Source organism: Amycolatopsis sp. NPDC114504 (genome assembly GCF_055633595.1).
The window spans coordinates 651,934-677,836 of the sequence record NZ_JBVKDU010000002.1 but is presented as its reverse complement, the minus strand read 5'-3'; the positions used below and the strand labels follow the sequence as shown (position 1 = coordinate 677,836).

24 protein-coding genes are annotated in these 25,903 nt (G+C 69.4%); 14 read left to right on the top strand and 10 right to left on the bottom strand.

Translation table 11 applies throughout. The features are described 5' to 3' along the window. Positions 1–10: 10 nt before the first annotated feature. Genes nuoL through nuoN form a run of 3 tightly spaced genes read left to right on the top strand, consistent with a single transcriptional unit; the run spans position 11 to position 5,075 of the window. Positions 11–1,912 (top strand): NADH-quinone oxidoreductase subunit L, encoded by a 1,902-nt coding sequence (gene nuoL, locus ACZ7PG_RS14915; protein ID WP_470239614.1) that lies wholly within the window; start codon positions 11–13, stop codon positions 1,910–1,912. After that, positions 1,912–3,501, top strand: a complete 1,590-nt coding sequence (locus ACZ7PG_RS14910; RefSeq protein ID WP_470239613.1) for an NADH-quinone oxidoreductase subunit M — start codon at positions 1,912–1,914, stop codon at positions 3,499–3,501. The genes nuoL and ACZ7PG_RS14910 overlap by 1 nt, the downstream gene beginning before the upstream one ends. Positions 3,502–3,503: 2 nt before the next feature. Continuing rightward, positions 3,504–5,075, top strand: coding sequence for an NADH-quinone oxidoreductase subunit NuoN (nuoN, locus tag ACZ7PG_RS14905; RefSeq protein ID WP_470239612.1), 1,572 nt, complete (start codon positions 3,504–3,506; stop codon positions 5,073–5,075). Positions 5,076–5,104: 29 nt separating this feature from the next. On the opposite strand, the gene ACZ7PG_RS14900 is transcribed toward nuoN, so the two are convergent. The 5 genes from ACZ7PG_RS14900 to ACZ7PG_RS14880 all read right to left on the bottom strand — a co-directional run bounded on the left by ACZ7PG_RS14900 (position 5,105) and on the right by ACZ7PG_RS14880 (position 8,883). Then, the gene (locus ACZ7PG_RS14900) at positions 5,105–5,791 is read right to left on the bottom strand and encodes an ESX secretion-associated protein EspG (protein ID WP_470239611.1); all 687 of its coding nucleotides are present in this window, start codon (positions 5,789–5,791) and stop codon (positions 5,105–5,107) included. A 3-nt stretch (positions 5,792–5,794) separates the two neighbouring features. Further along, positions 5,795–7,051, bottom strand: coding sequence for a PPE domain-containing protein (locus tag ACZ7PG_RS14895; protein WP_470239610.1), 1,257 nt, complete (start codon positions 7,049–7,051; stop codon positions 5,795–5,797). After that, a complete protein-coding gene (locus ACZ7PG_RS14890) occupies positions 7,051–7,659 on the bottom strand; it encodes a DUF3558 domain-containing protein (RefSeq protein WP_470239609.1) in 609 nt (202 codons plus the stop codon). Before ACZ7PG_RS14890 ends, ACZ7PG_RS14895 begins: the two co-directional genes overlap by 1 nt. After that, a complete protein-coding gene (locus ACZ7PG_RS14885) occupies positions 7,659–8,066 on the bottom strand; it encodes a hypothetical protein (protein ID WP_470239608.1) in 408 nt (135 codons plus the stop codon). Before ACZ7PG_RS14885 ends, ACZ7PG_RS14890 begins: the two co-directional genes overlap by 1 nt. A gap of 160 nt (positions 8,067–8,226) precedes the next feature. Then, on the bottom strand, positions 8,227–8,883 hold the full coding sequence (locus ACZ7PG_RS14880; protein WP_470239607.1) for a hypothetical protein: 657 nt from the start codon (positions 8,881–8,883) through the stop codon (positions 8,227–8,229). A gap of 328 nt (positions 8,884–9,211) precedes the next feature. Here ACZ7PG_RS14880 and ACZ7PG_RS14875 point away from each other — a divergent pair, with 328 nt between their 5' ends. Together ACZ7PG_RS14875 and ACZ7PG_RS14870 are read left to right on the top strand one after the other, a co-directional pair. After that, on the top strand, positions 9,212–10,264 hold the full coding sequence (locus ACZ7PG_RS14875; RefSeq protein WP_470240763.1) for a polyprenyl synthetase family protein: 1,053 nt from the start codon (positions 9,212–9,214) through the stop codon (positions 10,262–10,264). Between the two features lie 15 nt (positions 10,265–10,279). Beyond that, entirely contained in the window at positions 10,280–11,527 is a 1,248-nt protein-coding gene (locus ACZ7PG_RS14870; RefSeq protein WP_470239606.1) for a sunset domain-containing protein, read from the top strand. Here the strand turns inward: ACZ7PG_RS14870 and ACZ7PG_RS14865 are convergent. The 4 genes from ACZ7PG_RS14865 to ACZ7PG_RS14850 all read right to left on the bottom strand — a co-directional run bounded on the left by ACZ7PG_RS14865 (position 11,520) and on the right by ACZ7PG_RS14850 (position 15,990). Then, complete coding sequence (locus ACZ7PG_RS14865) at positions 11,520–11,900, bottom strand: VOC family protein (RefSeq protein WP_470239605.1); 381 nt, start codon at positions 11,898–11,900, stop codon at positions 11,520–11,522. The genes ACZ7PG_RS14870 and ACZ7PG_RS14865 overlap by 8 nt on opposite strands. A gap of 95 nt (positions 11,901–11,995) precedes the next feature. Then, positions 11,996–13,060 (bottom strand): 2-oxoacid:ferredoxin oxidoreductase subunit beta, encoded by a 1,065-nt coding sequence (locus ACZ7PG_RS14860; RefSeq protein WP_470239604.1) that lies wholly within the window; start codon positions 13,058–13,060, stop codon positions 11,996–11,998. Next, entirely contained in the window at positions 13,057–14,973 is a 1,917-nt protein-coding gene (locus ACZ7PG_RS14855) for a 2-oxoacid:acceptor oxidoreductase subunit alpha (RefSeq protein ID WP_470239603.1), read from the bottom strand. Before ACZ7PG_RS14855 ends, ACZ7PG_RS14860 begins: the two co-directional genes overlap by 4 nt. Positions 14,974–15,234: 261 nt before the next feature. Next, positions 15,235–15,990 carry an enoyl-CoA hydratase gene (locus ACZ7PG_RS14850; protein ID WP_470239602.1) on the bottom strand — a complete coding sequence of 252 codons (756 nt, stop codon included), beginning with the start codon at positions 15,988–15,990 and terminating at the stop codon, positions 15,235–15,237. A gap of 22 nt (positions 15,991–16,012) precedes the next feature. Here ACZ7PG_RS14850 and ACZ7PG_RS14845 point away from each other — a divergent pair, with 22 nt between their 5' ends. Beyond that, a complete protein-coding gene (locus tag ACZ7PG_RS14845; protein ID WP_470239601.1) occupies positions 16,013–16,381 on the top strand; it encodes a hypothetical protein in 369 nt (122 codons plus the stop codon). Positions 16,382–16,631: 250 nt separating this feature from the next. Here the strand turns inward: ACZ7PG_RS14845 and ACZ7PG_RS14840 are convergent, their stop codons facing one another. Next, positions 16,632–17,078: an Lrp/AsnC family transcriptional regulator gene (locus ACZ7PG_RS14840; protein WP_155548792.1), complete on the bottom strand. Its 447-nt coding sequence runs from the start codon at positions 17,076–17,078 to the stop codon at positions 16,632–16,634. 83 nt (positions 17,079–17,161) lie between these two features. Here ACZ7PG_RS14840 and ddaH point away from each other — a divergent pair, with 83 nt between their 5' ends. From ddaH to ACZ7PG_RS14800, 8 genes are all read left to right on the top strand, one after another. Continuing rightward, positions 17,162–17,989 (top strand): dimethylargininase, encoded by an 828-nt coding sequence (gene ddaH / locus ACZ7PG_RS14835; protein WP_470240762.1) that lies wholly within the window; start codon positions 17,162–17,164, stop codon positions 17,987–17,989. 80 nt (positions 17,990–18,069) lie between these two features. Continuing rightward, positions 18,070–18,729, top strand: coding sequence for a polysaccharide deacetylase family protein (locus ACZ7PG_RS14830; protein ID WP_470239600.1), 660 nt, complete (start codon positions 18,070–18,072; stop codon positions 18,727–18,729). A 212-nt stretch (positions 18,730–18,941) separates the two neighbouring features. Next, positions 18,942–19,637 (top strand): glycoside hydrolase family 75 protein, encoded by a 696-nt coding sequence (locus ACZ7PG_RS14825; protein ID WP_470239599.1) that lies wholly within the window; start codon positions 18,942–18,944, stop codon positions 19,635–19,637. Positions 19,638–19,701: 64 nt separating this feature from the next. Next, entirely contained in the window at positions 19,702–19,965 is a 264-nt protein-coding gene (locus ACZ7PG_RS14820; RefSeq protein ID WP_470239598.1) for a helix-hairpin-helix domain-containing protein, read from the top strand. Positions 19,966–20,150: 185 nt separating this feature from the next. Continuing rightward, positions 20,151–21,467 carry a nucleotide sugar dehydrogenase gene (locus ACZ7PG_RS14815; RefSeq protein ID WP_470239597.1) on the top strand — a complete coding sequence of 439 codons (1,317 nt, stop codon included), beginning with the start codon at positions 20,151–20,153 and terminating at the stop codon, positions 21,465–21,467. After that, positions 21,457–22,638 carry a glycosyltransferase family 4 protein gene (locus ACZ7PG_RS14810; protein WP_470239596.1) on the top strand — a complete coding sequence of 394 codons (1,182 nt, stop codon included), beginning with the start codon at positions 21,457–21,459 and terminating at the stop codon, positions 22,636–22,638. The genes ACZ7PG_RS14815 and ACZ7PG_RS14810 overlap by 11 nt, the downstream gene beginning before the upstream one ends. A 108-nt stretch (positions 22,639–22,746) precedes the next feature. Next, complete coding sequence (locus ACZ7PG_RS14805; RefSeq protein ID WP_470239595.1) at positions 22,747–24,105, top strand: exopolysaccharide biosynthesis protein; 1,359 nt, start codon at positions 22,747–22,749, stop codon at positions 24,103–24,105. Then, positions 24,102–25,874: a Wzz/FepE/Etk N-terminal domain-containing protein gene (locus tag ACZ7PG_RS14800; RefSeq protein WP_470239594.1), complete on the top strand. Its 1,773-nt coding sequence runs from the start codon at positions 24,102–24,104 to the stop codon at positions 25,872–25,874. The genes ACZ7PG_RS14805 and ACZ7PG_RS14800 overlap by 4 nt, the downstream gene beginning before the upstream one ends. The last annotated feature ends 29 nt before the right edge of the window (positions 25,875–25,903 follow it).

Here is a 25,903-nt window from a genome sequence, read left to right as displayed (position 1 = left end):
AGACCTCCGAGTGACCGCATCATCGTGGCTGCTGGTGGCCCTTCCGGCTCTCGGCGCCCTGATCCTCCTGCTCGCCGGGAAGCGCGCCAAAGCCTGGGGGCATCTGCTCGGCACGGCCACCGTCACGCTCGCCTTCGTCTACGGGCTGATCCTGTTCTTCACGGCGAACACGAGCACCACGACGGACACCAAGCTCTACTCGTGGATCCCGGCCGGCGCCCTGCAGGTCGACTTCGGGCTGCGGATCGACGCGCTGTCGCTGACGTTCGTGCTGCTCATCACCGGCGTCGGCATGCTGATCCACTACTACTCGATCGGCTACATGGCCGACGACGAGGGCCGGTACCGCTTCTTCGCGTACCTGAACCTCTTCGTCGCGTCGATGCTGATCCTGGTGCTGGGCAACAGCTTCGTGACGCTGTACCTCGGCTGGGAAGGCGTGGGCCTCGCGTCCTACCTGCTCATCGGCTGGTACCAGGGCCGCCCGTCCGCCGCGACCGCGGCGAAGAAGGCGTTCCTGATGAACCGCGTCGGGGACGTCGGGCTCGCGCTGGCGATCTTCATCATGTTCAAGTACGCGGGCTCGACCGGCTACGCGCAGGTCTTCCAGGCGGTCGCCGACGGCAAGTTCTCGCCGGGCGCGATCACCGCGATGGCGATCCTGCTCCTGCTGGGTGCCTGCGGTAAGTCCGGCCAGTTCCCGCTGCAGGCGTGGCTCCCGGACGCGATGGAGGGCCCGACTCCGGTGTCGGCCCTGATCCACGCGGCGACGATGGTGACCGCGGGCGTCTACCTGGTGGCCCGCTCGAAGGACATCTTCAACGCCACCGAAGACGGCCGCTTGATCGTCACGCTGGTCGGCACGGTCACCCTCCTCTTGGGGTGCATCATCGGCTGCGCGTACGACGACATCAAGAAGGTCCTCGCGTACTCGACGGTCAGCCAGATCGGCTACATGATGCTCGCCGTCGGCCTCGGGCCGATCGCGTACGCGCTGGGCATCATGCACCTGGTCGCGCACGGCTTCTTCAAGGCCGGGCTGTTCCTCGGGGCCGGCTCGGTCATGCACGGCATGAACGACGAGGTCGACATGCGGAAGTTCGGCGGCCTGCGCAAGAAGATGCCGATCACGTTCATCACGTTCGGCCTCGGCTACCTGGCCCTGATCGGCATCCCGCCGCTGTCGGGCTTCTTCACCAAGGACGCGATCATCGAAGCGGCGTTCAGCCAGGGCGGCTGGCGCGGCTGGGTGATGGGCGGCGCCGCGCTGCTGGGCGCCGGGCTCACCGCGTTCTACATGACGCGCCTGATGATGATGACGTTCTTCGGCAAGGAGCGCTGGAAGGACATCAAGTCCTCCGACGGCCGCGACTTCCACCCGCACGAGTCCACGGCGGTCATGTGGGTCCCGATGGCGGTGCTGGCGGTCGGCTCGGTCGGCGCCGGCGCGTTCTTCGCCCTCGGTGACCGCTTCGCCGAGTGGCTGACCCCCTCGGTCGGCGAGCTGGTGGAGGAACACCACTCGCCGCTGGACGCCGGCGTGATCTCGGCGGGCGCGATCGTGTTCTCGCTGCTGGGTGTGGTGATCGCGTACCTGATCTTCCGCCGTGACGTCCCGGTCGAGCGGCCCGAGCGGGTCTCGTTCGTCACCCGCGCGGCCCGCAAGGACCTGTACGGCAACGCCCTCAACGAGACGCTGGTCGCCCGCCCGGGCACCTGGCTCGCGCGGGCGCTGGTGTTCGTCGACAACCGCGGCGTCGACGGCGCGGTCAACGGCCTGGCCGCCTCCCTCGGCGGCGGCTCCGGCCGGCTGAGGCGGCTCCAGACCGGGTTCGTCCGGTCCTACGCGCTCTCGATGCTGGGCGGCGCGTTCCTGCTTCTGGCGGCTCTCCTGCTGGTGAGGTTCTCCTGATGACCTGGTTGCTGATCCTCATCCTGGTGCCGCTCGCCGGCTCCCTGGTGCTGGCGTTCCTCAAGGGGAACGACCGCGCCGCGGTGCTGGCCGCGCTGGGGTTCTCGATCCTCGAGTTCCTGCTGATCATCCCGTTCTGGCTCAGCTACTCGCCTTCGGGCGCGCGGCTGCAGATGACGTCGAGCTTCGACTGGATCCCGAGCTTCGGGGTGCACATCGCGTTCGGCACCGACGGCATCTCGCTGATCATGATCGCGGTGATCGCGCTGCTGGTGCCGATCGTCGTCGGCGGCCTCGGCACGCTCGACAAGCTGCCGCCGGGCCGCAGCGCGGGTGGTTTCCTCTCGCTGATCCTGCTGCAGGAAGCGCTCACGATCGGCGTGTTCGCCGCGACCGACGTCTTCCTGTTCTACGTGCTGTTCGAGATCATGCTGATCCCGATGTACTTCCTGATCGGCGGCTACGGCGGCGCGAACCGGCAGTACGCGGCGGTGAAGTTCTTCCTCTACTCGTTCCTCGGCGGCCTGATCATGCTGGCGTCGGCGATCGGGGCGTACTCGCTGGCGAAGGACAAGCTCGGGCACGGCACGTTCGACTGGGCCACGCTCGTCACGGTCGTCCGCGACGCGCCGCTGTCCACGCAGATCTGGCTGTTCCTCGGGTTCTTCCTGGCGTTCGCGATCAAGGCGCCGCTGGTGCCGTTCCACACCTGGCTGCCGGACGCGGCGGGGGAGGCGCCGATCGGCGTCGCCGTCCTGCTGGTCGGCGTGCTGGACAAGGTCGGCACGTTCGGGTTCCTGCGCTACTGCCTGCCGATGTTCCCGGACGCGAGCAAGACCCTCGCCCCGCTGGTGCTGGTGCTCTCGGTGATCGGTGTCCTTTATGGATCGATCCTCGCGGCCGGGCAGCGGGACATGAAGCGGTTCATCGCCTACGTCTCGATCGCCCACTTCGGCTTCATCTCGCTCGGCATCTTCGCGTTCAACGAGCAGGCGATGGTCGGCTCGGCGACGTACATGCTGAACCACAGCATCGCGACCGGCATGCTGATCGTGGTGATCGGCCTGGTCGTCGCGCGCGGCGGGTCGACTCGCATTTCGGACTACGGCGGCATGGCCAAGGTGACGCCGTTGTTGGCCGGCCTGTTCCTGCTCGCCGGCCTGTCGACGCTTTCGCTGCCGGGCACCAACTCCTTCGTCTCGGAGTTCCTGGTGCTCATCGGGGCGTATGTCGACCAGCCGGTGTACACGATCCTCGCCACGGTCGGCATGGTCCTGGCCGCGGCGTACGTCCTGTGGCTCTACCAGCGCGTCATGCAGGGCCCGGTCCGCGGTGATGCTGTGTTGTCGCCGGCCCCGACGGGGCCTCCCACCCCGACCAGCGTGGAGTCGGGTGGCGCTGTAGCCACCGCGATGGCGCCGGAGCTGGGCGTCAAGAAGGCCATCACGGACCTGAACGGCCGCGAGATCGCGATCCTGGCGCCGCTGGTCGTGCTGGTCCTAGTCCTCGGCTTCTACCCGAAGCCGGTGCTCGACACAGTCACCCCGACGGTGCAGCAGACGCTGTCCGCGGTCCAGGGAGGCAAGTAACCGTGCTCGACATCCTCCTGACCCAGGCGCCGGAGCCACCGATCGTGACGCCGTCGGTGAACTACCCGGCAGTCCTGCCGATGCTGATCGTCTTCGGCGCGGCGTGCCTCAGCGTGCTGGTGGAGGCGTTCGCCTCGAAGCGCTCTCGGTTCGGCGCGCAGGTCGTGCTGAGCCTGGCGGCGATCGTCGTGGCCGGCGCGAGCTTGTTCATCTACGCCACGGGTGACGCGCCCGCGGGCGGCGTCAAGACGTTCAGCGGGGCCATCTCGATCGACCGGCCGGCGCTGTTCCTCTGGGGCACGCTGCTCGCCCTGGCCGTCGGCGCGGTGCTGCTGATCTCCGACCGCGTGGTCGAGCCGGGCGGCGCGCTGGTCGCGCAGGCCGGCATCCGCCCGGGCACGGTCCAGGACCGCGCCCAGACGGCGACGGTCATGCAGACCGAGGTCTTCCCGCTGATGCTGTTCGCGCTCGGCGGCATGATGGCGTTCACCGCGTCGAACGACCTGCTGACGATGTTCATCGCGCTGGAAGTCCTGTCGCTGCCGCTGTACCTGATGTGCGGCCTCGCGCGTCGGCGGCGTCTGTTGTCGCAAGAGTCGGCGGTCAAGTACTTCCTGCTCGGCGCGTTCTCATCGGCGTTCTTCCTTTATGGACTGGCGCTGCTGTACGGCTACGCGAACTCCGTGAAGCTGGGCGACATCGCGGCCGCGGCGGCCGGTTCGGACCGGTCGGACACGCTGCTGTTCGCGGGCCTCGGTCTGCTTGTGGTGGGCCTGCTGTTCAAGGGTTCGGTCGGCCCGTTCCACACGTGGACCCCGGACGTTTACCAAGGAGCGCCGACGCCGGTGACGGCGTTCATGGCGGCGTGCACGAAGGTCGCGGCGTTCGGCGGGATCCTGCGGGTGCTGTCGGTGGCGTTCGGCTCGACCAGCTGGGAGTGGCGCGGAGTCCTCTGGGGCGTCGCGATCATCTCGATGGTGATCGGCGCGGTGCTGGGCCTGACCCAGACGGACGTCAAGCGCATGATCGCGTACTCGTCGATCGCACACGCGGGCTTCCTGCTGGTGGGCGCGATCGCGATCACGAAGGACGGGCTGTCGAGCACGCTGTTCTACCTGCTGGCGTACGGCTTCACGACGCTGGCGGCGTTCGGCGTGATCAGCCTGGTCCGCGATTCCTCGGGCGAGGCGACGCACCTCTCGGCGTGGGCCGGGCTGGCGAAGCGGTCACCGCTGGTGGCCGGGGTCTTCACGTTCTTGCTGCTGGCCCTGGCCGGGATCCCGTTGACATCCGGTTTCGTGGGCAAGTTCGTGGTGTTCTCGGCGGCGCTGTCGGACGGAATGGCCCCGCTGGTGGTGGTGGCCCTGGTGTTCAGCGCGGTGGCGGCGTTCTTCTACCTGCGGGTGATCGTGCTGATGTACTTCTCCGAGCCGGCGGCCGACGGCCCGTCGGTGTCGGTCCCGGGCTTCGGCACGGGAACGGCGATCTTCTTGGGCACAGCGGTGACGCTGATCCTCGGCCTGGTCCCGGCATTCGCCCTGGGCTGGGCGGGCGCGGGCGGTTTCGCTTCCTGAGTCGTTGCTTTCTCCGGCCGCCGCTCCTGTCAGTTGGGAGCGGCGGCTTTCAGTTTCTGGCTCAGTTGTTTCGGTTCACCGGGCAGGACGCTGATGTAGTCGCCGTCGAGCGCGATCCCGACGCGTCCGGCTTCGAGGTCGAGGTAGTTGACGGTGGCGGCCCCGGCGTAGAGCTGCCCAAGGCCGAAGTGCGGCTGCCGGAAGAAGGCGTCGAGTTCCTGCGCTTCCCGGCTCCGGGCGGGGGCGTCGTCGAAGATGTCGCTCTCTTCGGCCTTTTCGAAGTCTTCCTTCGGCAGCGAGAAGGGCTTGATGGGCGCCGGCTCGTATGGCGGCAGGTTCGCCACCAGAGCGTCTTCCGGGCTTGTCTCCACACCCCTGAGTTCAACCCGATCGCCCAGACAGACGACGGAGACAATGGAGCGTCCACGGGCGGCGACGAGAATGCCACGTTGGGCGGTCTCGTCTCGGGCGTAGCCGTGAAGTGCGGTCGCCGGGCTGTCGATGAGGTGCAGGACGTCTTCGAATTCCGGGGTGAAGCCGTTGCCCTGGATGAAGCCGAGTTCGCTGAGTTCCTCGAAGGCTTCCCGGTTTATGTGCTGTTTCGCGGACGGCGGGATGTAGCGAAGTCCTTTTGCGAGGACTGGGTGAGGATCGCCACCGCCGACGTTGCGCAGGGCGGTGAGCAGGGTGTCCAGGGAGAGTTCGGCGTTGAGCATGTGTTATTTCTTCTCGCCGATCACCGGAGGCATCGGCTTTTCCGGGAAGCCACCGAAGGTTTCGTCGGGGTCGGGGTTTTGCAGGTAGGGGGCTTTTTTCTTTTCGCGGTCTTCTTCTTTGCCACGTCCCCCGCCGAGGGGGCCGCCCATGGGCATGCCGTTGGCGCCCCGCTGTCCGGTGGCCCCTCGGGTGGCAGCCCCGCCGGGGAGCCGTTCCTCGGGCATGCGGGCGCCGGTGTTCGCTCCGGGGGTTCGCATGCCGGGTTGTCCTGGCGTTGTGCCCGTGCTTGTTCCCGTTCCTGGTCGGTACCCGGTGCCGGTATTCGTTCCCGGTTGGTATCCGGTCCCCGTCCCCGGTCCGAACCCGCCCGAGTAGCCCCCGGGGCCGAAGACGCTGTTCCCACCAAAGTTGCCACCGGACTGGCCGGTAGGCCCGAACTGATACCCACCCTGAGCGGCGGCGGGAGGCGTGACGGGCTTGGGAACGTAGCTGTTGGCGTGGGTGCCGTCCGGATCATTGACGCCGGGCTGCTGAGTTTGGTTCTGGAACTGGTTGTGGTTCTGGGTCTGTTGCTGGACTTGGTTTTGAACCTGGTTGTGAACCTGGTTCTGTCCGGGTTGGACGGTCTGCCGGTTCTGCTGCGACGGAACTTGCGGCTGCCGAGGATCCCGAGCCCACTCACCGGTATCAGTGGGGCCGGTAGTGCGGTCAGCCCGATCGGTCATCCCAATGGGCGATCCGGAGTCGGCGAGCTGAGCGTATTGAGCGGGCATCTGCCCACCATTGGTGCCACTGGCGGAGTGATAGGCACTAAAGGCATCGATGTTGGCCTGGCTGTCGGCCTGCCAGCCGGCGACTTTGGTTTTGTAGGGTTCATAACCATCACCGTTGATGGCATGAAGAACATCCGCCGAGGTGAGCTCAGGAGGCTGCGGAGGAACGGGCTTGACGGAGTACTTGACGGTCCCAAAGGCATCCATCTGAGCACCAACGGCAGACTGCGCGGTCCTGAGGTGAACAGCATCATCGGCAGCGGCTTGAACAAGCGGAAGGGTGGCATCAGCGGCAGCTTGCCCAGCACCGCCTTGCCACCCGGACATGGTCTTGGTCCGAAGAGAGCTGATCCGCTGGGCGCGTTCAACCATCCGATTGGTCAGGTTGTTAGCGTCGCGTTCAGCGTTGGATAGCGACTGCGATCCTTCACCGCCGGTGATCTGAGCGTAAATCTCGGCTGCAGTCAGTGGTGTCTCAGCGGTCATCACTGCGCCCCCTTGATGTTGGCTATAACCTTTTCGGCTACTTCATGTGCGGCGGCGCAGGGGTCCTTCTTGCCCACGTTCACTTCGGACTGGGTGATGGAGACATCGATCATTTCGTGGTCGCTGGTACCGATAGCGACAGCGCATCGCCCGTTGCTGGATCGTTCGTCCTGCAGCCCGTATGCGACCGCTGGTAGTCCTGCGACTGGTTCCATGGGCATGAACAGGCGGAACGTCGAGCCTTGCTTCTCATAAATGCCGGTGAGGCCAGCCTGATTCACCTTGTTGAAGATGACGCCGATTTTCGCCTGTGTCGTGCCAGTCGGGTGCCAGTCGCACGTTGGACCACCAGGTGCGTCCAGCTGCTCCTTGGCTGTGGCGCTTGATCCGAGCAGCGTGGCGATTTCCTCGCTCGTCAAGGCTTCACAGGGCGCCTGCTTGAGCCGAGTTGTATCGACCGGCGTCTCGACTTTGGGCACGCCGGGAGCCGGCAATGTGTCCGCCGAACTCGACGACGTGACGACGGGTGTAGCGGTTCCTGCTTTGGTGTCCGAACAAGCTGTCAAGGCCAGCAACGATGCGCTTAACAAGGCGACTGGGCGGCGCATCACAGCGTGCCTCCTGTCTGCTTGATCTCGGTTGCCTGGTTTTCCTCTGCCGTGGCGTACGTGCCCAACGCCGTCACGAACTTCGCGGCCATCGCTCGGCAGTACTCCATCCGTTGCTGGAGGGCGCGATCGAGTGCATCACCCGACGCGCAGATTCGGTCGGCATTGCCAATGCTTGCGTACTCGAGGCCTGGTCCGTGGGTCGTAGCGATGGACCGAGCTTGCTCACGATCATCTTGAAACTCGTGCGCGAGGTCGGACCACTCCTTGACCAACTCATGCAGCGTCGCCTCGTCGTACTCGAAACCCGCTCCGCCGCCCCCGCCCCCATAAGCCCCCGCGCGGTGGGTCAACCCCCGCAACGGCGCTCGCCGGGTGTTCGGGTCGTAGACCGGACCCTCAGACATCGCACAACCCCGTCGTCATCAGCTCTCCCCTAGCTTGCAGTGTGCTCCGCCCCGGGCACCCTGCGTATCCGACGGCCCGCACACTACCAGGGTTCCCTCGCCCCAAAAGACGGGAAAAACGAAGGGCCGCGGCCCCCTCGGCCGCGGCCCTTCGATTCCCCTACGGGGTCGGTGAACAGGACGTGTGGCCCAGCACCACCTGGCCACTGATTCCCGATGCCGGGAGGAAATTGATCCGCAACATCGTCAAACCGATGCTGCCGTCACCCGGGAGGTTCTGCGTGTTGAACACCGCGTTCGCCAGCACCGTTCCGTTGGACTTCTTGATCGGTGCCGAATAACCGACCGGGACCGGGCTCGGGGGGTTCGGGATGCCCGACATGCCTCCGAAGCTCCAGCTCGCGTTCGTCTGCGTCTGGGTCGCCGTGCACGTCACCTTGAACGTCGACAGCTTGACGCGGGGGCCGCCCGCGCTCACCAGGGCCGACAGCTCGAAGTTCTTGCCCGTTGCCGTGGACGTCGTCGTGGTCGCGTCCGTGTCGGGGTTCGTCACCGTCGTCGTGCAGGACGATGTGCCGCCGCCGAAGGTGATGCCCGTCTTCGACACCGGTTGGGCCGTTGCGCTCGTCGGGCCGTCCACCGAGCACTTGCCCTGGACCGGCACCGTGACCGTCGTGCCGGACTTCGTGAACTCGGCCGAGCCGATCTGGGCCACGCCCGGCTGGGGAGCGGCCTGGGCCGGCGCCGCGGCCACGGTGAGTCCTACCACCATCAATGTCCCGGCGAGCGCACCCCGCCTCGCGATCGTGTTGCGCATATCGCGTCCTCCTTGACGACCGGGGAGAGCGACGCTCTTCCTCGAGGTGAATATCCGCCCCCCGGCGACGTCCGTTGCGCCCGAAACCGCTGATCACCCCTTCGTGGATCATGAACCACCCGGTGGGTAATCCCGCCGGTATCCGGATCCGGCCCTGTTTCACCTACAGTGACGGCGGCACGCGGCGGGCCCCTCCGGATCGAGCGCCGCCGAGGTGTCATGTTCGTCACCGTTTCCGCAGGACAGCGGGTAAACGGCGGCGCGGGGTAGCCACTACGCTCAAGGCAATACCCGACCGGTGCACGAGTAGAGCGGAGCCGACGTGTCTGTGCCATCCCCAGCCCCCGGGGCGGGATCCCTCCCCGCTGCGCCGGGTGGCGCCCTCGAGGACCTGCGCGCGTCGGTCGGCCTGCAGATCGCCGACGAGACCCTGCTGCGCGCGATCGCCACCGGGCTGGCCGACGTCGAGAAGCTGCTGCGCGAAGTCGTCCGCAGTGACGTCCAGGCCGTCAACGACGCCGCGTTGCACCTGGTCGAGGCCGGGGGCAAACGCTTTCGTCCCCTCTTCACCCTGCTGTCCGCGCAGTTCGGGCCGAAGCAGGACGACCACGTCGTGATCGCCGCCGCCGCGGTCGAGCTGGTGCACCTCGCCACGCTCTACCACGACGACGTCATGGACGAGGCGGACATGCGCCGCGGCGCCGAGAGCGTCAACGCCCGCTGGGACAACACCATCGCCATCCTCACCGGCGACTTCCTCTTCGCGCACGCCTCGCGCCTGGTCGCCGACCTCGGCACGGACGCGGCGCGGATCATCGCCGAGACCTTCGGCGAGCTGGTCACCGGCCAGATGCGCGAGACCGTCGGCCCCGGACCGGGTGACGACGCCGTCGCGCACTACCTCACCGTGATCGCGCAGAAGACCGGTTCGCTGATCGCCACGTCCGGCCGCTTCGGCGGCATGATGTCCGGCGCCGCCGAGGAGCACATCCAGGCGCTGCGCCGGTTCGGCGACATCATCGGCACCGCGTTCCAGATCTCCGACGACATCATCGACATCGCCTCGCCGTCCGACGAGCTCGGCAAGGCCCAGGGCACCGACCTGCGCGAAGGCGTCCGGACGCTGCCGATGCTGTACGCGCTCGCCGACCCGGGCACGGACCCGCGGCTCACCGAGCTGCTTTCCGGCCCGATCGCCGACGACGCCGTCGTCCAGGAGGCCCTGGAGCTGCTGCGGGCGAGTAGCGGACTCGATCGAGCACGCGTCACCCTTTCCGACTACGCTCAGCGCGCGCGAGCCGAGCTTGCCGCGTTGCCCGCGTCACCCGCCCGGGACGCGTGCGAGTCGGTCGCCGACTACCTGGTCGCGCGCACGCACTAACAGGGGCAGGAAGAGATGTCCATTTTCGGACAGGTTTGGCTGTGGAGTCTCGCGGCGTTCTTCGTCGGGGTGCTGCTCACCTGGCTGGTGCTGGTGCTGCCGCTCCGCAAGAGCGTCCGCAAGCTGGAGAGTTCGCTGGCGCAGGCCCACGCCGACGCCGCGCGGACCCCCGCGAACGCCGCCGGGCTGGCCGCGCCGGGCACCGAGACCTTCACCCGGCCGGAGCCGCGGTTCGAGCCGTCGCCGTCGCGGCAGGAGACGTCCTACCCGGGCACGCTCGTCGCCGCGGCGCCGCTCAACCGCGATGACGTCCACGACGACATCGACGCGGACTTCGCCGAGCTGGACTCGCAGGTGCCGCCGGGGACGCACCCGGAGCCCGACGACGCCTTCCGGCCGGAGCCCGACGACGACGCGTCGTACCGCGCCTCGGAGACCCAGATCCTGACTCCGGTCAGCGAGCCGGAGCCCGAGGACCCGTACCGCACGGCGGCGACCGAGTACCTGGCGCCGGAGGACGAGCTCGAGCCCGCCACGCCGGCGCTTTCGCGGCTCGAGCAGCAGCTCGACCCGGAACCCGCGGCCGGTTCGCTGTTCCAGCCGCCGGCGGGGGAGACGCCCGCGGCGGCGACGCCGGACTGGTTCGACCACGAGCAGCCGAGCGAACGGTCGGCGTTCGAAGAGCCGATGGAGCGCACGCGCTACCTGTCGGTCGGCGGCGAGCAGACCGAAGAGGCCGAAGAGGACGAGCCGGAGGAAGAGCCGCAGTACGCGTTCGCCGGCGACGACTCCGGGGCCAACGGCGAGCTGGAGGTGCCGCCGGAGACGCCGGCCGAGTCGACGCAGGTGCTGCCGAAGCGGCAGCCGCGCGAGGCGTTGCGCGGTGGATTCGAGGCACCGCAACCGATCCAGCCGTCGATGCGCACAGTCGAGCGGCGCGAGACCGACCATTCCGGCGCGCACAGCGGTTCGCTGTTCGAGCCGTCGGTGCAGCCGAACCAGGCCGCCGCACTGGCCGCGCCGGAGCCCCCGCCCGCGCGGCAGGCGGCCGGGGACGCCGTCCCGCCCGGTCCGTTCGGTCCCGGCTCGGCGATGCCGCGGCCCGGCGGCGGACGACCGGGTGACGGGTTCGAGGTGAAGGCGAGCGTCACGGCGTTGCGCTACTGCACCGACGATTCGGCGCAGTTCCCGAAGATGGTGGCCGAGGTGTGGTTCCGGACCGCCGAGGACGCCGAGCGGGTCGGGTTCCGGCCGCTCAGCTGAGTTTTCCGCGACGAAGGGCCGCCCGCGGGCGGCCCTTCGTCGTTTCACGCCGCTTGGAACAGGACGAGCGCGGCGCCGCCGGGATCGTGACCACCACCAGGGAGCCGACCGGCAGGTCCGTTCGTTCTCGCACGATCTTTCCGCCCAGCTCCACCGCCTTCGCCGCCGCGGAGTCCACATCGGACACCGGCGCGTAGGGCAGCCACTGCGGCGTGCGGTCGTCGTCCGGGGCCAGCTCGGTGAGACCGCCCCAGGGCCGGCCGTCTTCGGTCAGCAGGGCGCCGGAGGTCTGCCAGCCCAGCAGTTCGCCGAAGAACCGCCTGCTGCCGTCCGCATCGGACGTCCGGACATCGAAGAACACGAAAGGTCGCATGACCTAAAACTTAGGACACGTGTCCTAATCGAGGCAACCCCCGAACGTCGAAGGCCGCCATGCACCGGGCATGGCGGCCTTCGGAAAAGCAGGAGCTACGCGACCGTCCAGGTGTCCTTGCCGCGCAGGAGACCCTGCAGGTCGGGCGTGCGGGCTGCGCGGGCCTGCTCGACCTGGGCGCGGGCGCCGTCGTCGTACGTCGGGCGCTCGACCTGGCGGAGGATGCCCGTCGGGACGTGGTTGAGGCTCTGGTCGCCCAGGCGCGACAGCGCGAACGCGTACGACGTGTCGTAGATCGACGGGTCGTGCACCACGACGTTGTCCTCGCCGATGTCGGCGACCTTCGCGACGTCGAGGCCGCCCCAGTCGCCGCGCTTGACGCCGAACTCCTGGTTCGGGCCGAAGCGGATCGGCTCGCCGGCGCGCAGCGGGATCAGCCGGGCGGCGGCCTCGTCGGCGTCCTTGAGGACGTCGAACGCGCCGTCGTTGAAGATCGGGCAGTTCTGGTAGATCTCCACCAGCGCCGACCCGCGGTGCTGCGCCGCGGCCTGCAGGACCTCGGTGAGGCCCTTGCGGTCGGAGTCCATCGCGCGGCCCACGAACGACGCCTCGGCGCCGATCGCCAGTGAGAGTGGGTTGAACGGCGTGTCCACCGACCCCATCGGCGTCGACTTGGTGACCATGCCCTGGCCCGACGTCGGGGAGTACTGCCCCTTGGTCAGGCCGTAGATCCGGTTGTTGAACAGCAGGATCTTGATGTTCACGTTGCGGCGCAGCGCGTGGATCAGGTGGTTGCCGCCGATGGACAGCGCGTCGCCGTCACCGGTGACGACCCACACCGACAGGTCCGGGCGCGTGGTCGCGAGCCCGGTCGCGATCGACGGCGCGCGGCCGTGGATCGAGTGCATGCCGTAGGTGTTGAGGTAGTACGGGAAGCGCGAGGAGCAGCCGATGCCCGAGATGAACACGATGTTCTCGCGCTTGAGGCCGAGCGTGGGCAAGAACGACTGGACCGCGTTCAGCACGACGTAGTCGCCGCAGCCGGGGCACCAGCGGACTTCCTGGTCGGACTTGTAGTCCTTGGCCTTCTGCGGCTCGTCGGTCGTCGGCACAAGGTCGAGGCCGCCGACGGTCGGGAGCCCGATGTCGATCGCGGTCATTTCGCCGCCTCCGTAGTGATGATCTCCGAGAACAGGTTCTGCAGCTCTTCCGCCTTGAACGCCATGCCCGCGACCTTGGTGTGGCTGTGCACGTCCACCAGGTACTTCGCTCGCAGCAGCAGCGCGAGCTGGCCCAGGTTCATCTCCGGCACCACGACCTTGTCGTAGCTGCGCAGGATGTCGCCGAGGTTGGCCGGCAGCGGGTTGAGGTGACGCAGGTGCGCCTGCGCGATCGGCAGGCCGAGCTTGCGCACCCGGCGGCACGCGGCCCCGATCGGGCCGTAGGACGAGCCCCAGCCCAGGGCCAGCACGCGCGCCTTGCCGCCGGACGGGTCGTCCACCACGACGTCCGGGACGTCGATGCCGTCGACCTTCGCCTGGCGCAGCCGGACCATCTTCTCGTGGTTGGCCGGGTCGTAGGAGATGTGGCCGGTCTTGTCGGCCTTCTCCAGCCCGCCGATGCGGTGCTGCAGCCCGGGCGTGCCCGGCACGGCCCAGGCGCGGGCGAGCGTCTCGGGGTCGCGCACGTAGGGCCAGAACTCGCCGGAGTCGTTGTCCGCGTTCGGCTCGGACGCGAACTCGACGTGCAGGTCGGGCAGCGTCTCGACGTCCGGGATCAGCCACGGCTCGGAGCCGTTGGCGATCGCGCCGTCCGAGAGCAGCAGCACCGGCGTGCGGTACTTCAGCGCGATCCGGGTGGCCTCGACGGCCGCGTCGAAGCAGTCCGCGGGGGACAGCGGCGCGACGATCGGGACCGGCGACTCGCCGTTGCGGCCGAACATCGCCTGCAGCAGGTCGGCCTGCTCGGTCTTGGTCGGCAGGCCGGTCGACGGGCCGCCGCGCTGGACGTCGATGACGACCAGCGGCAGCTCGACCATCACGCCGAGGCCGACGGCTTCGGACTTCAGCGCGACACCCGGGCCCGACGTCGAGGTGACGCCGAGCGCGCCGCCGTAGGACGCGCCGAGGGCGGCGCCGATGCCGGCGATCTCGTCCTCGGCCTGGAAGGTGATGATGCCGAAGTTCTTGTGCTTGGACAGCTCGTGGAGGATGTCCGACGCCGGCGTGATCGGGTACGTGCCGAGCAGGATCTGCAGGCCGGAGCGCTGCCCGGCGGCCACGATCCCGTAGGCGAGCGCGGTGTTGCCGGTGATCTGCCGGTAGGTGCCCTGGGCCAGCTTGGCCGGGGCGACCTGGAACGTCGTCGCGAACGACTCGGTGGTCTCGCCGTAGTTCCACCCGGCCCGGAAGGCCAGGATGTTGGCCTCGGCGATGTCGGGCTTCTTGGCGAACTTCTCGCGCAGGAACTGCTCGGTGCCCTCGGTGGGCCGGTGGTACATCCACGACAGCAGGCCGAGGGCGAACATGTTCTTGCAGCGCTCGGCGTCCTTCTTGCCGAGGCCGGTGTCGGCGAGCGCGCCCTGGGTCAGCGTCGACATGGCGACCCGGTGCACCTGGTAGGGCGCGAGGGTGTCGTCGTCGAGCGGGTCGGTCGCGTAGCCGACCTTGGTCAGGTTGCGCTTGATGAAGTCGTCGGTGTTCAGGATGATCGTCCCACCGTGCGGGACGTCGGCGAGGTTCGCCTTGAGCGCGGCCGGGTTCATCGCCACCAGCACGTCCGGCCGGTCGCCGGGGGTGAGGATGTCGTAGTCGGCGAAGTGCACCTGGAAGCTCGAGACGCCGGGGATCGTGCCCTGTGGCGCGCGGATCTCGGCGGGGAAGTTCGGCATCGTCGACAGGTCGTTGCCGAACGCGGCGGCCTCGGACGTGAAGCGGTCACCGGTCAGCTGCATGCCGTCACCCGAGTCGCCGGCGAACCGGATGACGACCCGGTCCAGCTTGCTGATCTCGGTCGGCCTGGTCGCGGCGAGCGAGCCGTGACCAGCGCGGTTGCCGTTCGCACTCGTGCTCATGGGTCAGGGATTCCCTCTCTCCCGACGTTGCGGCCATCGGTCGCCTGCCCGGTGTCGTGACACTCAGATCACCAGGCCCTACCACGAGGTTAGCTCGCGCTCGACAACGATGTTCCTAGACTCCCGCCGTCCGGAACGACCTCATTGCTGCGCTAGCGGTCTTCTGTGCTGGTCCGACAAATATGTGTGACCGATGGTAACGTGTAAACCCTTGTCTTCGCTGTGACCCGGGTCTCGCGTAGGGGTGTCCACTTGCTGGGATCAGGAACGGGCGCGGATCCGGGCCCGCATGGCCTCGAGCCGCTCGGCGAACTCCGGCGAGGCCAGCGACGCGAGCTGCGGCTCGATTTCGACGTCGACGGCGTCGGCGTGCGCGGCCAGCGAGGCGGTCGTCCGGAGGCTGCGCTTGGTGGCCAGGAGCGCTTCGCGCGGCGCGGCGACCGCCGGGGCCGCGAGCTCCTTCGCGGCGGCGACGAGGTCGCCTTCGACCACCCTGAGCGCCAGCCCGGCGCGCACGGCCGCTTCGGCGTCGAGCGGCTGCCCGAACAACGTCATCGCGGCGGCCTGCTGGGGGCCGGCCAGCCGCTGCGTCATCCACGTCATCCCGCCGCCGGGGTGCAGCCCGAGCTCGAGGAACCGGGCGACGAACTTGGCGCGCGGCCCGGCGAGGCGGACGTCGGCGGCGAGCGCCAGGTTGAGCCCGGCGCCGACGGCGGCGCCCCCGACCGCGGCGATGGTCGGCAGCGTGCACCGCGCGACGGCGAGGAAGCCCTCGTAGATGGCACGCAGGCCGGTCTCGTCGGCGCTGCCGAGCGCGCTCAGGTCGGCTCCGGCGCAGAACGCGGGCGGCGTGCCGGTGACGATGACGGCGTGGACCGACTCGTCCCGTTCCGCGGCCTCGACGGCGGCCGCGAGCTGGGCGGAGAGGTCGAGGGTGAGCGCGTTGCGGCTGGCGGGCGCGTCGACGGTGAGCAGCGCGACGCCACCGGTGTGCTCGCTGACGATGCTGTCGGTCATCGCGTCAGGGTATTAGTGGTGCATGGGGGAATTGCTGGTGGTGCTGGTGGGCAACCTGCTGACGATGATCGACATGTCGGAGCTGTTCGGCGGCCGCCGTCGCCGGGCCCGGGCGGCGGCGTTCGCGCGCGGCGAGCGGGTCGAGTTCCCGTGCGTGCTGCGCGACGACGAGGCGACGTCCGGCCGCGAGCGGCGAGGCTGGCTCGCGGTGGGCGAGGGGCCGGTGACGTGGCGGACGCCGGGCGCCGAGCCGGTGGGGTTCGACCCGGGCGAGCTGACGATGCAGGCGGTGGACCGCCAGGCGGTGACGTTCCACGCGGCGGGCGGCCGCACGGAGCTGCGGCTGCACCCGGACGAGGCCCCGCTGGTGCTGCGGGCGCTGGCCGGCTGAGGTGGGCTCGGGCTCCGGTCGACCGGGTATCGCCGGTGGCTCCCGGGCCCCTGGCCCATCGGCGAGGGTGGGCCTCCGGCCCCCGGTCGCCAGCGTATCGGCGGGATCCGACGGTTTCGCGCTCTCGGCGGCTCGCGCTCGCCGTCGCTCCACACCCTGCCGGGCCTGTGCATCCCGCCGGCCTCGCCCGCGCCGTCGCCCTCGAACCGTCGGTCCCCGCCGATAAGCTGGAAGACGGGGGCCGGAGGCGTCAGCTCTCCGGCGTCGGCGGCCGCTCCAGCAGCCGCGAAAGCACGACCGTCGACACCGTCCGGTCCACGATCTCCAGCCCGCGCAGCCGCTCCAGCGCCGTCTCCAGGTGGTGGATGTCCGCCGCGCGCAGGTGGACGATCGCGTCCGCCGCGCCCGACACCGTGTACGCCGCCACCACCTCCGGCAACGGCTCCAGGCGCGCCCGGATGCGGGCCGGCGTGATGTTGCCCTGGCACGTGACCTCGACGAACGCCTCCGTTCCCCAGCCCAGCGCCTCCGGGTCGACCACCGCCGTGAACCCGCGGAGGATGCCCGTTTCGAGGAGCCGGTCGACCCGCCGCTTCACCGCCGGGGCGGACAGGCCGACCACCTTGCCGATCTCCGCGTAGCTGGAGCGCGCGTTCGCCACGAGGCACGAAACGATTCGCTGGTCGATGGTGTTCACACGCAACACTTAGCACAGATGCGCGCAGCGAACAGCGATTGATTGCGAGATTAGGCGCCCCTTACCCTGAATTCATGCAGGCGATGCGCGTACCGACCACCCGTCGATACCTGATGTGCCCCCCGCGCCACTTCGCGGTGGACTACGTGATCAACCCCTGGATGGACCCGACCCAGCCGGTCAGCGCCGACAAAGCCGTCGAGCAGTGGGCCGAGCTGCGCGACACCTACCGCCGTCTCGGCCACACCGTCGAGGAGATCGACGCCCAGCCCGGCCTGCCCGACATGGTCTTCGCCGCGAACTCCGGCACGGTCGTCGACGGCCGCGTCCTCGGCTCGCGGTTCCGCGCGCCGCAGCGCGCCGCCGAGGCCGAGCACTTCCGCCGCTGGTTCGTCGAGCACGGCTACCGCGACATCACCATGCCCGAGAAGATCAACGAGGCCGAGGGCGACTTCGCCTGGACCGGCACCCTGCTGCTCGCCGGCACCGGCTTCCGGACCGACCCGGCCGCGCACGCCGAGGCCCAGGAGGTCCTCGGCGTCCCGGTCGTCTCGCTGCACCTGGTCGACCCGCGCTACTACCACCTCGACACGGCGCTGTTCGTGCTCGCCGAGGCGACGGACACGACGCGCGCGCAGATCGTCTACTACCCGGAGGCGTTCTCGGCCGGCTCGCGCCGCGTGCTTGAGCGGCTCTTCCCGGACGCCGTGCTCGCGACGAAGGAAGACGCCGAATGCTTCGGCCTCAACGGCGTTTCCGACGGCCGCAATGTCGTCCTGCCCGTCGAGGCCACCCGACTGGGTGAACTCCTCGCCGATCGGGGGTACGAGCCGGTCTACGTCGACATCTCCGAGCTGCGGAAAGCCGGCGGCGGACCCAAGTGCTGCACGCTCGAAATCCGGAAGGGCTGATTTTCCGGAAAACCTGTAACTCACCCGTTTGCCATGGCGATTAATCGAGGTAACAAATCGACTACTCGCAGTGGCAGGCGGTGGAAGTGGTGACGGTGAACCTCGCCCTGCACGGGATCGGGCGGCCGGCTCGCCAGCTCGACCCCGGCGAGGACGAGCGCTGGGTGACGGTCGAGCAGTTCGAGCGGGTGCTGGAAGTCGTGGCCGACCGCGACGACGTCCACCTCACCTTCGACGACGGCAACGAGTCCGACGTCGAGATCGCGCTGCCGCGGCTGGTCGACCGCGGGCTGACCGCCGAGTTCTTCCCGCTCGCCGGCCGCCTCGGCCAGCGCGGCTACCTCGACCGCGCCGGTCTGCGCGAGCTCGTGCGCGGGGGCATGGAGATCGGCTCGCACGGCTGGGAGCCGCGCGACTGGCGCCGGCTCGACGACAGGCATGCCCGCCGTGAGCTGACGGACGCGCCGAAGCTCCTCGGCGACCTCTGCGGCCGGCCGGTGCGGCGGTACTCGCTGCCGTTCGGCGCCTACGACAAGAAGGTGCTGACGCGGCTGAAGCAGGCGGGCGCGACGCGGGTGTACTCCAGCGACGGCGGCGCGGCGAGTCACGACGGCTGGCTGCAGGCGCGCACCGAGCTGAGCCACGACCTCGACGGCGACTGGCTGGACGAGGTGCTCGTCGCCGGGCACCGGCGGGCCGGGAACTGGGTGAGCCGCGTGTTCCGGCGCGCTGTCCGTTAAGCCTGATTCCGCGCGACCTGCGAGTCCCGGCCAACGGCACACGTCCCGAACCCGTTTCGCACGTCCCGCTCCGGTGAGCAGCCTTTTCGTCAACTTCGTTCGCATGATGGGAAATTCCCGCACCGTCAGGTCTTGTACCGGCTCTCGCCCGGGTGCATCCTGGTCGCCACGCCGCCGTAAGGAAAGTTTCCTAACTAAAGGGAGCACCAGGTATGCGGAAACTGATCCTGCTCGCGACACTGGCGCTGGCCGCGGCCGTGATGCCCTCGGCCCTCGCGTCGGCAGCCCCGGCCCCCGCCGCCGCGCCGGCGACCACCGCGGCCGCCCCGACCGCGGCCCAGCTGCTCGCCAAGACGACCAGCTGCAAGCAGATCTCCAACGGCAAGTACAAGACCGACGAGGACGTCTCCAGCAAGACTGTCGCCGTCTGCGATGCCAACGGCGCCGTGTTCTGGAAAGCCGACATGGACATCGACTGCGACGGCCAGCGCTCCACGCAGTGCAACGAAGACACCGACTGCTGCTACCAGGACGACACGGCGTTCCACCAGTCCGACGGCAAGCCGCTCAACGCCGCGAAGCTGCCCTACATCGTCGTGCCCAGCTCGAGCAGCATCTGGAAGTACTCGTCGTCGCAGCTGAAGGGCGGCGGCTCCTGCGCCGTGATCTACAACGGCAAGGTCGAGTACGCCGTCATCGGCGACACCGGGCCGACGCAGATCATCGGCGAAGCCTCCTACGCCACCGCGAAGGACCTCGGCATCAACCCCGACCCGTCCAACGGCGGCACCGACTCCGGCGTGACGTACATCTGCTTCAAGAACTCGACCGTCTCGCCGATCGAGAACCACGCCAACGCGACGAGCAAGGGCCAGAGCCTCGCGACCACCTTCGTGAACAACAACTGACGCACGCGCGAACCGGGGCCGATCCGCATCTGACGGGATCGGCCCCGGCTGCTGTGCTGGGGGCATGAGCAAGGAACTGCTGAAACTGGCGAACATCGGACCGGCGATGGTCCGCGACCTCGCCCGGCTGGGCATCACCGAGCCCGCCCAGCTCGCCGGGCAGGACGCCGTCGAGCTGTACGAACGCCTCTGCGAGACCGACGGCGTCCGGCACGACCCCTGCGTGCTCGACACGTTCCTGTCCGCGGTCGACCAAGCCGACGGCGCCCCTCCGCGGCCGTGGTGGACCTACACCCCGGAACGGAAACGGCTTCTCGGGACCCGCTGACCGGAACCGCACCGACCGCGTTGCCCACCCACTGCAACATGCATTTTCGAGACCTCATTTTTACCCGAAAACAGTTACGCCTAACGGCCTCCTCACGCATTACCCCGTTCGCCGTCCCGGCGGTAACGATCCAGGGGAGCGCGGCGACCAACTTGAGGGTCGCGTGGAATAGCGGAGGTTTTGGCGTGAGGATCAGTGTCTTCGGGCTCGGTTATGTCGGTTGTGTCTCCGCCGCGTGCCTGGCGGGGCAGGGACACCGGGTGGTCGGCGTGGACGTCAACCCGGTCAAGATCGACCTCGTCACCCAGGGCAAGGCCCCGGTGGTCGAGGAGCGGATCGGCGAGCTGACCGCCGAAGTCGTCGCGAGCGGCGCGCTGAGAGCCACGACCGACGTCGCGGAAGCCGTCGCCGACAGCGAGATCTCGCTCGTCTGCGTCGGCACGCCGTCAGCGCCGAACGGCAGCCTCTCGACCGTCTACCTCGAGCGCGTCGCCGAGGAGATCGGCGAGGCGATCGCGAAGAAGAGCGAGCGGCACACCGTCGTCTTCCGCAGCACGATGCTGCCGGGCACCTGCCTGGACCTGCTGATCCCGATCCTGGAGAAGTCCTCGGGCCGCACGGCCGGCGTCGACTTCGGCGTCGCGGTGAACCCCGAGTTCCTGCGCGAGGGCACCAGCGTCCGCGACTTCTTCGACCCGCCCAAGACCGTGATCGGCGAGATCGACGCGGCCAGCGGCGACGCCGTCGCGGCGCTGTACGAGGGCCTGCCCGGCCCGGTCTTCCGCGTGCCGATCCCGGTGGCGGAGATGACGAAGTACGCCGACAACTCCTTCCACGGCCTGAAGATCGGGTTCGCGAACGAGCTCGGTTCGATCTGCCGGGCGCTCGGCCTCGACTCGCACCAGGTGATCGACGTCTTCCTCGCCGACACCAAGCTCAACATCAGCCCGGCCTACCTCAAGCCCGGCTTCGCGTTCGGTGGCTCCTGCCTGCCGAAGGACCTGCGCGGGCTCGTCTACGCCGCGCACCGCAACGACGTCAGCGTGCCGATCCTTTCGCACGTGCTCGCGTCCAACGCCGATCACCTGCAGCGCGCGTTCGACCTGGTCGCGCGCACCGGCAAGCGCAAGGTCGGGCTGTTCGGCCTCTCGTTCAAGCCGGGCACCGACGACCTGCGCGAGTCCCCGCTGGTCGAGCTGGCCGAGAAGCTGCTCGGCAAGGGCTTCGACCTCAAGATCTACGACGCCAACGTCAGCCTCTCGCGACTGATGGGCGCCAACCGCGAGTACATCGAGAGCCGGCTGCCGCACCTCGGCCAGCTGCTCGCCGGGTCCGTCGAAGAAGTCATGGACCACGCCGACGTCCTGCTCGTCGGCACCAAGGACCCGGACGTGCTGGCGGCCCTGCCGCACGGCGGCGACCGGGCCCTCATCGACCTCGTCCGCCTGCCCGACGCCGCCGAGCGTCGCCTTGAAGAGGGATACGCCGGCCTTGCCTGGTAAAGCGCTCATCCTCGTCGAAAACCTCTCCGTCCCCTTCGACCGGCGGGTCTGGCAGGAGTCCACGACCCTGCGCGACGCCGGGTGGGAAGTCCACGTGATCTGCCCGCAGGGCACCAAGCGCGACACCGAGGCCGAAGCCGTCGTCGACGGCGTCCACATCCACCGGTACCCGCTCAAGGCGGCGACCGGCGGACCGGCCGGTTACCTGCAGGAGTATGGCACCGCGCTGTGGCACACGCTGCGGCTCGCCCGCAAGATCGGGCCGGTCGACGTCGTCCACGCCTGCAACCCGCCGGACCTGCTGTACGTGGTCGCCAAGGTGCTGAAGCGGCAGGGCGCGCGGTTCATCTTCGACCAGCACGACCTCTGCCCGGAGCTGTACCTCTCGCGGTTCGACCGCGGGCAGGACCTCCTCTACCGCGGGGTGTGCGCGCTCGAACGCGCCACCTACCGCGCCGCCGACGTCGTGATCTCGACGAACGAGAGCTACAAGCAGGTCGCCCGGATCCGCGGCGGCAAGAAGCCCGAGGACGTCTTCGTGGTGCGCAGCGCCCCGGTCGTCGAGCGGTTCCACGAGGTTCCCGTCGAGCCCGAGCTGAAGAAGGGCAAGCCCTTCATGCTCGCCTACCTCGGCGTGATGGGCCCGCAGGACGGCGTCGACTACGCCCTGCGCGCGCTCGCGAAGCTGCGGGACGAGATCGGGCGCACCGACTGGCACGCGGTGTTCGTCGGCTCCGGCGACGCCTTCGACGACATGGTGGCGCTCTCGGCGAAGCTCGGGCTGGCCAACCAGGTCGAGTTCACCGGCCGGATCCCCGACGAGGACCTGGTCCGCTACCTCTCCACCGCCGACGTCTGCCTGTCGCCGGACCCGCTGAACCCGCTCAACGACGTCTCCACGATGAACAAGGTCATGGAGTACATGGCGATGAGCAAGCCGATCGTCTCGTTCGAACTGCGCGAAGCGCGCGTTTCGGCCGGCGACGCGGCGGTCTACGCCCCGGCGAACGACGAATCGGCGTTCGCGAAGCTCGTCTCGCAGCTGCTCGACGACCCGGAGGAGCGGGTCCGGATGGGCAAGCTCGGGCAGGCCAGGGTGGCCGGCGCGCTGTCCTGGGAGAACTCGGCGAAGTCCTTGCTCGCGGCATATGAGCACGCAGTGAAGTCCTGATCGCCGTTCGGTCAAGAACTCACGGGACGTGTAACCAATGCTCCCGGTCCGACGACGGTTCGGGTAACCGGCCGATCATGTGAACCCGTTCGGCGTACCCGCTCAGGAATGGAGATACCGCCGTTGACTGACGACACGGTGCGCCTGGCCCTGGTCGGGCAGGTCCTCCGCCGGCGCTGGCGGCTGCTGGTCGCCCTCGCCGTCCTGGGCGCGGCGGTCGGCGCCGGCGCTTCGGTGCTCTTCTCGCCCGGCTACCAGACCTCCTCGAGCGTGCTGCTCCAGGGACCGCGCCAGGCGGACGAGCTGCTCACCCAGGCCGAGGTCGCGACCAGCTCGGTCGTCCTCGACCGCGCCGCGGCCGTGCTGCCGTTCCACCCGAGCGGCGCCGACCTGAAGAAGCAGGTCACGGCGTCCGTGGCGAACGGCAACGTCGTGACGATCACCGTCTCGGCCGACACCGCCGAGCACGCCCAGCAGCTCGCCGACCAGGTCGCGCAGCAGTTCGTCAAGTACTCCGGGCAGCTGGCCAGCAACTCCGCGGACGCGTCGGTGCAGCTGGCCCAGGAGCAGCGCGAAACGCTGCGCCAGCAGGTCCAGCTGACCACGCAGAAGATCAGCGACCTCGCCAAGACCGTCGGCGGCGACCTGACCGTCGAGAGCGTCCAGGTCCGCACGCAGCTCGAAGGCCTGCGGACGTCGCTGGAACAGGCCATCAACGACCTCAACCAGGCCGACCTCGCGACCGGCGTCGGCAACACCGTGGTGCTGGGGGCGTCCGAGCGCCCGACCGGGCCGGCCGCCCCGACCCTGGTGCAGCTCGTCGCCGGGGGCGCGGTCCTGTTCTTCCTCGCCGGCGTGTTCGGCCACCTGTTCGCCGCGCGCGCCGACCGGCGGCTGCGGGGCGAGCCGGAGATCGCCTCGGCACTCGGCTCGCCGATCCTGGCCGGCGTCGACGTCACGACGCCGCGGGGCGACCGCCTCCCGGCGACCGGCCTCTACGGCAAGCTGAGACGGCTGCTCGGCGGCGACCGGCCGTGGGTGCTGCCGCCGGTCGCGACGTCGGCCGACGAGGTCAACCGCGACATCCGCTACCGCCGGGTGCTGGCCCGCCTGGCCACCGGCCCCGCCGACGTCCTGCTGCTCGTGGCCGAGGACGACGAAACCGGCAAGCTGGCCGCCGGGCAGCTCGAGGAGCTGGCCGACCGGCTGTCCGTGCCGCTGCGGACCTTCGAGTTCGCGGCCGGGCGCCCGACGGTGCCGGACGCCGGCCCCGACGCCGGTGTCCTGGTGGTGCTCAGCGCCGGCTCCCGCACCGCGTGGGAGCTCGTCCGGCTCGCCGAAGCCTGCTCCGACGCGGGCCAGGAGATCGTCGGCGCGGTCCTCTCCCATCCCGTCCGGCCGTCCGGGCCGGAAGCCGAACCCGTGGCGGAAGACGCCCCCGAGAAAGCCCTGGCAGGTTCGGCGTGACGACAACCTCCGAAACTCCGGCCGCTCCGCTGGTCGATCTCCAACGCCTGTTCGTCGCGATCCGCCGTCGCAAGCGGCTGTGGCTGGCCACGGCGCTGCTCGGGCTGATCGCCGGCGCCGCGGTGGCGGTCGTGCTCCCGGCGCCGCCGACCGCGGTCACCAAGGTGATCGTCGTCCACCAGGACGACTCGCCGACCGACAGCGGCACGCTGATGCGCACCGACGTCGCCGTCCTGTCGACGACCCAGATCGCCGAAGGCGCCCTGAAGAAGATCAACAGCACCGAGTCGCCCGAAGAGTTCATGAAGAACTACGCGGGTCTGCCCGTGACGAACAACGTCATGCAGATCACCGTCAAGGCGAAGAGCGACGAAGAGGCCGTGGCGCAGGCGAAGGCGCTGGCCGACACGTTCATCACCGACCACGTCCAGCGCAGCCAGGCCGCCGCGGCCGCGCAGTCCAAGGCCATCCTCGACCAGCGGAAGAACGCGCAGGACGAGCTGTCCAAGGTCGACCAGCAGATCTCCGACGAGACCGGCAAGGGCCGCAACGCCAACGCCAGCACCCTCGAAGGCCTCTACGGCCGCCGCGCGGCGCTCGCGTCGCAGATCTCCGACTTCGACTCCCGCGCGCAGCAAGCCGGCATCGGCAGCCCGCAGGTCGCCGCGGGCACCCAGATCGTCGACGCGCCCCGCGCGCTGCCGAAGGCGTTCCTCAAGACCACCGCGACCAACGGCGGCGTCGGCTTCGCCCTCGGCCTGGCACTGGGGCTCGTGATCGCCGCCGTCGGCGCGGTGTCGCGCGACCGGCCGGTGCTGCGCCGCGAGATCTCCACGCACCTCGGCGCGTCCGTGCTCGCCCAGCTGCCGTCCAAGCGCCGGGGCCCGGCGCGGCTGTGGCGGCGCTCCCGGGCGGTGTCCGAACGCCAGCGCGTCGCCACGACGCTGGTGCGCGCCATCAAGAAGGACAAGCCCCAGGTGTCGCTGCTGGAGCTCGGTGCGCCGAAGCTCGCCGCCGCGCTCGCCCTCGACATCGCCGGGGAGCTCGCCGCCGACGGCAAGGCGAGCGTCCTCGACGACCTGCCGGGCGAGGACGTCCGCAAGCTGGCCGCCGAAACGCAGAGCGAGATCACCGTCGTCGGCGCCGGCGACCCGGCCGCCGAGCCGGACGAGCGCCGGGTCGGCGTCGGCACGGTCTCGCCGGGCACCGCGTGGACGGACCTGGAGCACCTCGGCCGGGAGACCGTGCTGGTCGTCAAGGCCGGGCACGCGAACACGCTGTGGCTGCACACCGTGGCGCGGCAGCTCGCCGACCAGCAGATCCCGATCGTCGGCGTGGTGCTGGTCGACCCGGACCCGCGCGACAAGTCCGACGGCACCCTGTGGGACGGCCTGCACACGGCCCTGCGCGGCCGCGCCAAGGCCGCTCCGGCGGTGCACCGCGTCTCGGTCGTCGAGCACGAGGACCGCATCGACGAACTGGCCGCCCGCATCGCCGAGCGCGTCGCGGTCGCCGAGCCGCCGACGCGGCGGATCGCGCCGGTCCGGCCGGTCGGCCCGCCGCCGGCGCTGGCCAAGCCGCCCGCGGCACCGCTGCCGGAACCCGGCAAGGTCAGCGTCCCGGACCACCTGGACGCACCGACGAAGAAGTTCGCCCCGGTCAAGCCGCCGAAGCGGCCGACGCCGTTCAAGCGCGACCACGGCGAACCGGCGCACAAAGGCGAACTGAACGCCGAGCTCGAGTCAGAAAAGAGCGCGGAGGTCTCCTGACCACCGCGCCGCGACGAAGGGGACCCACT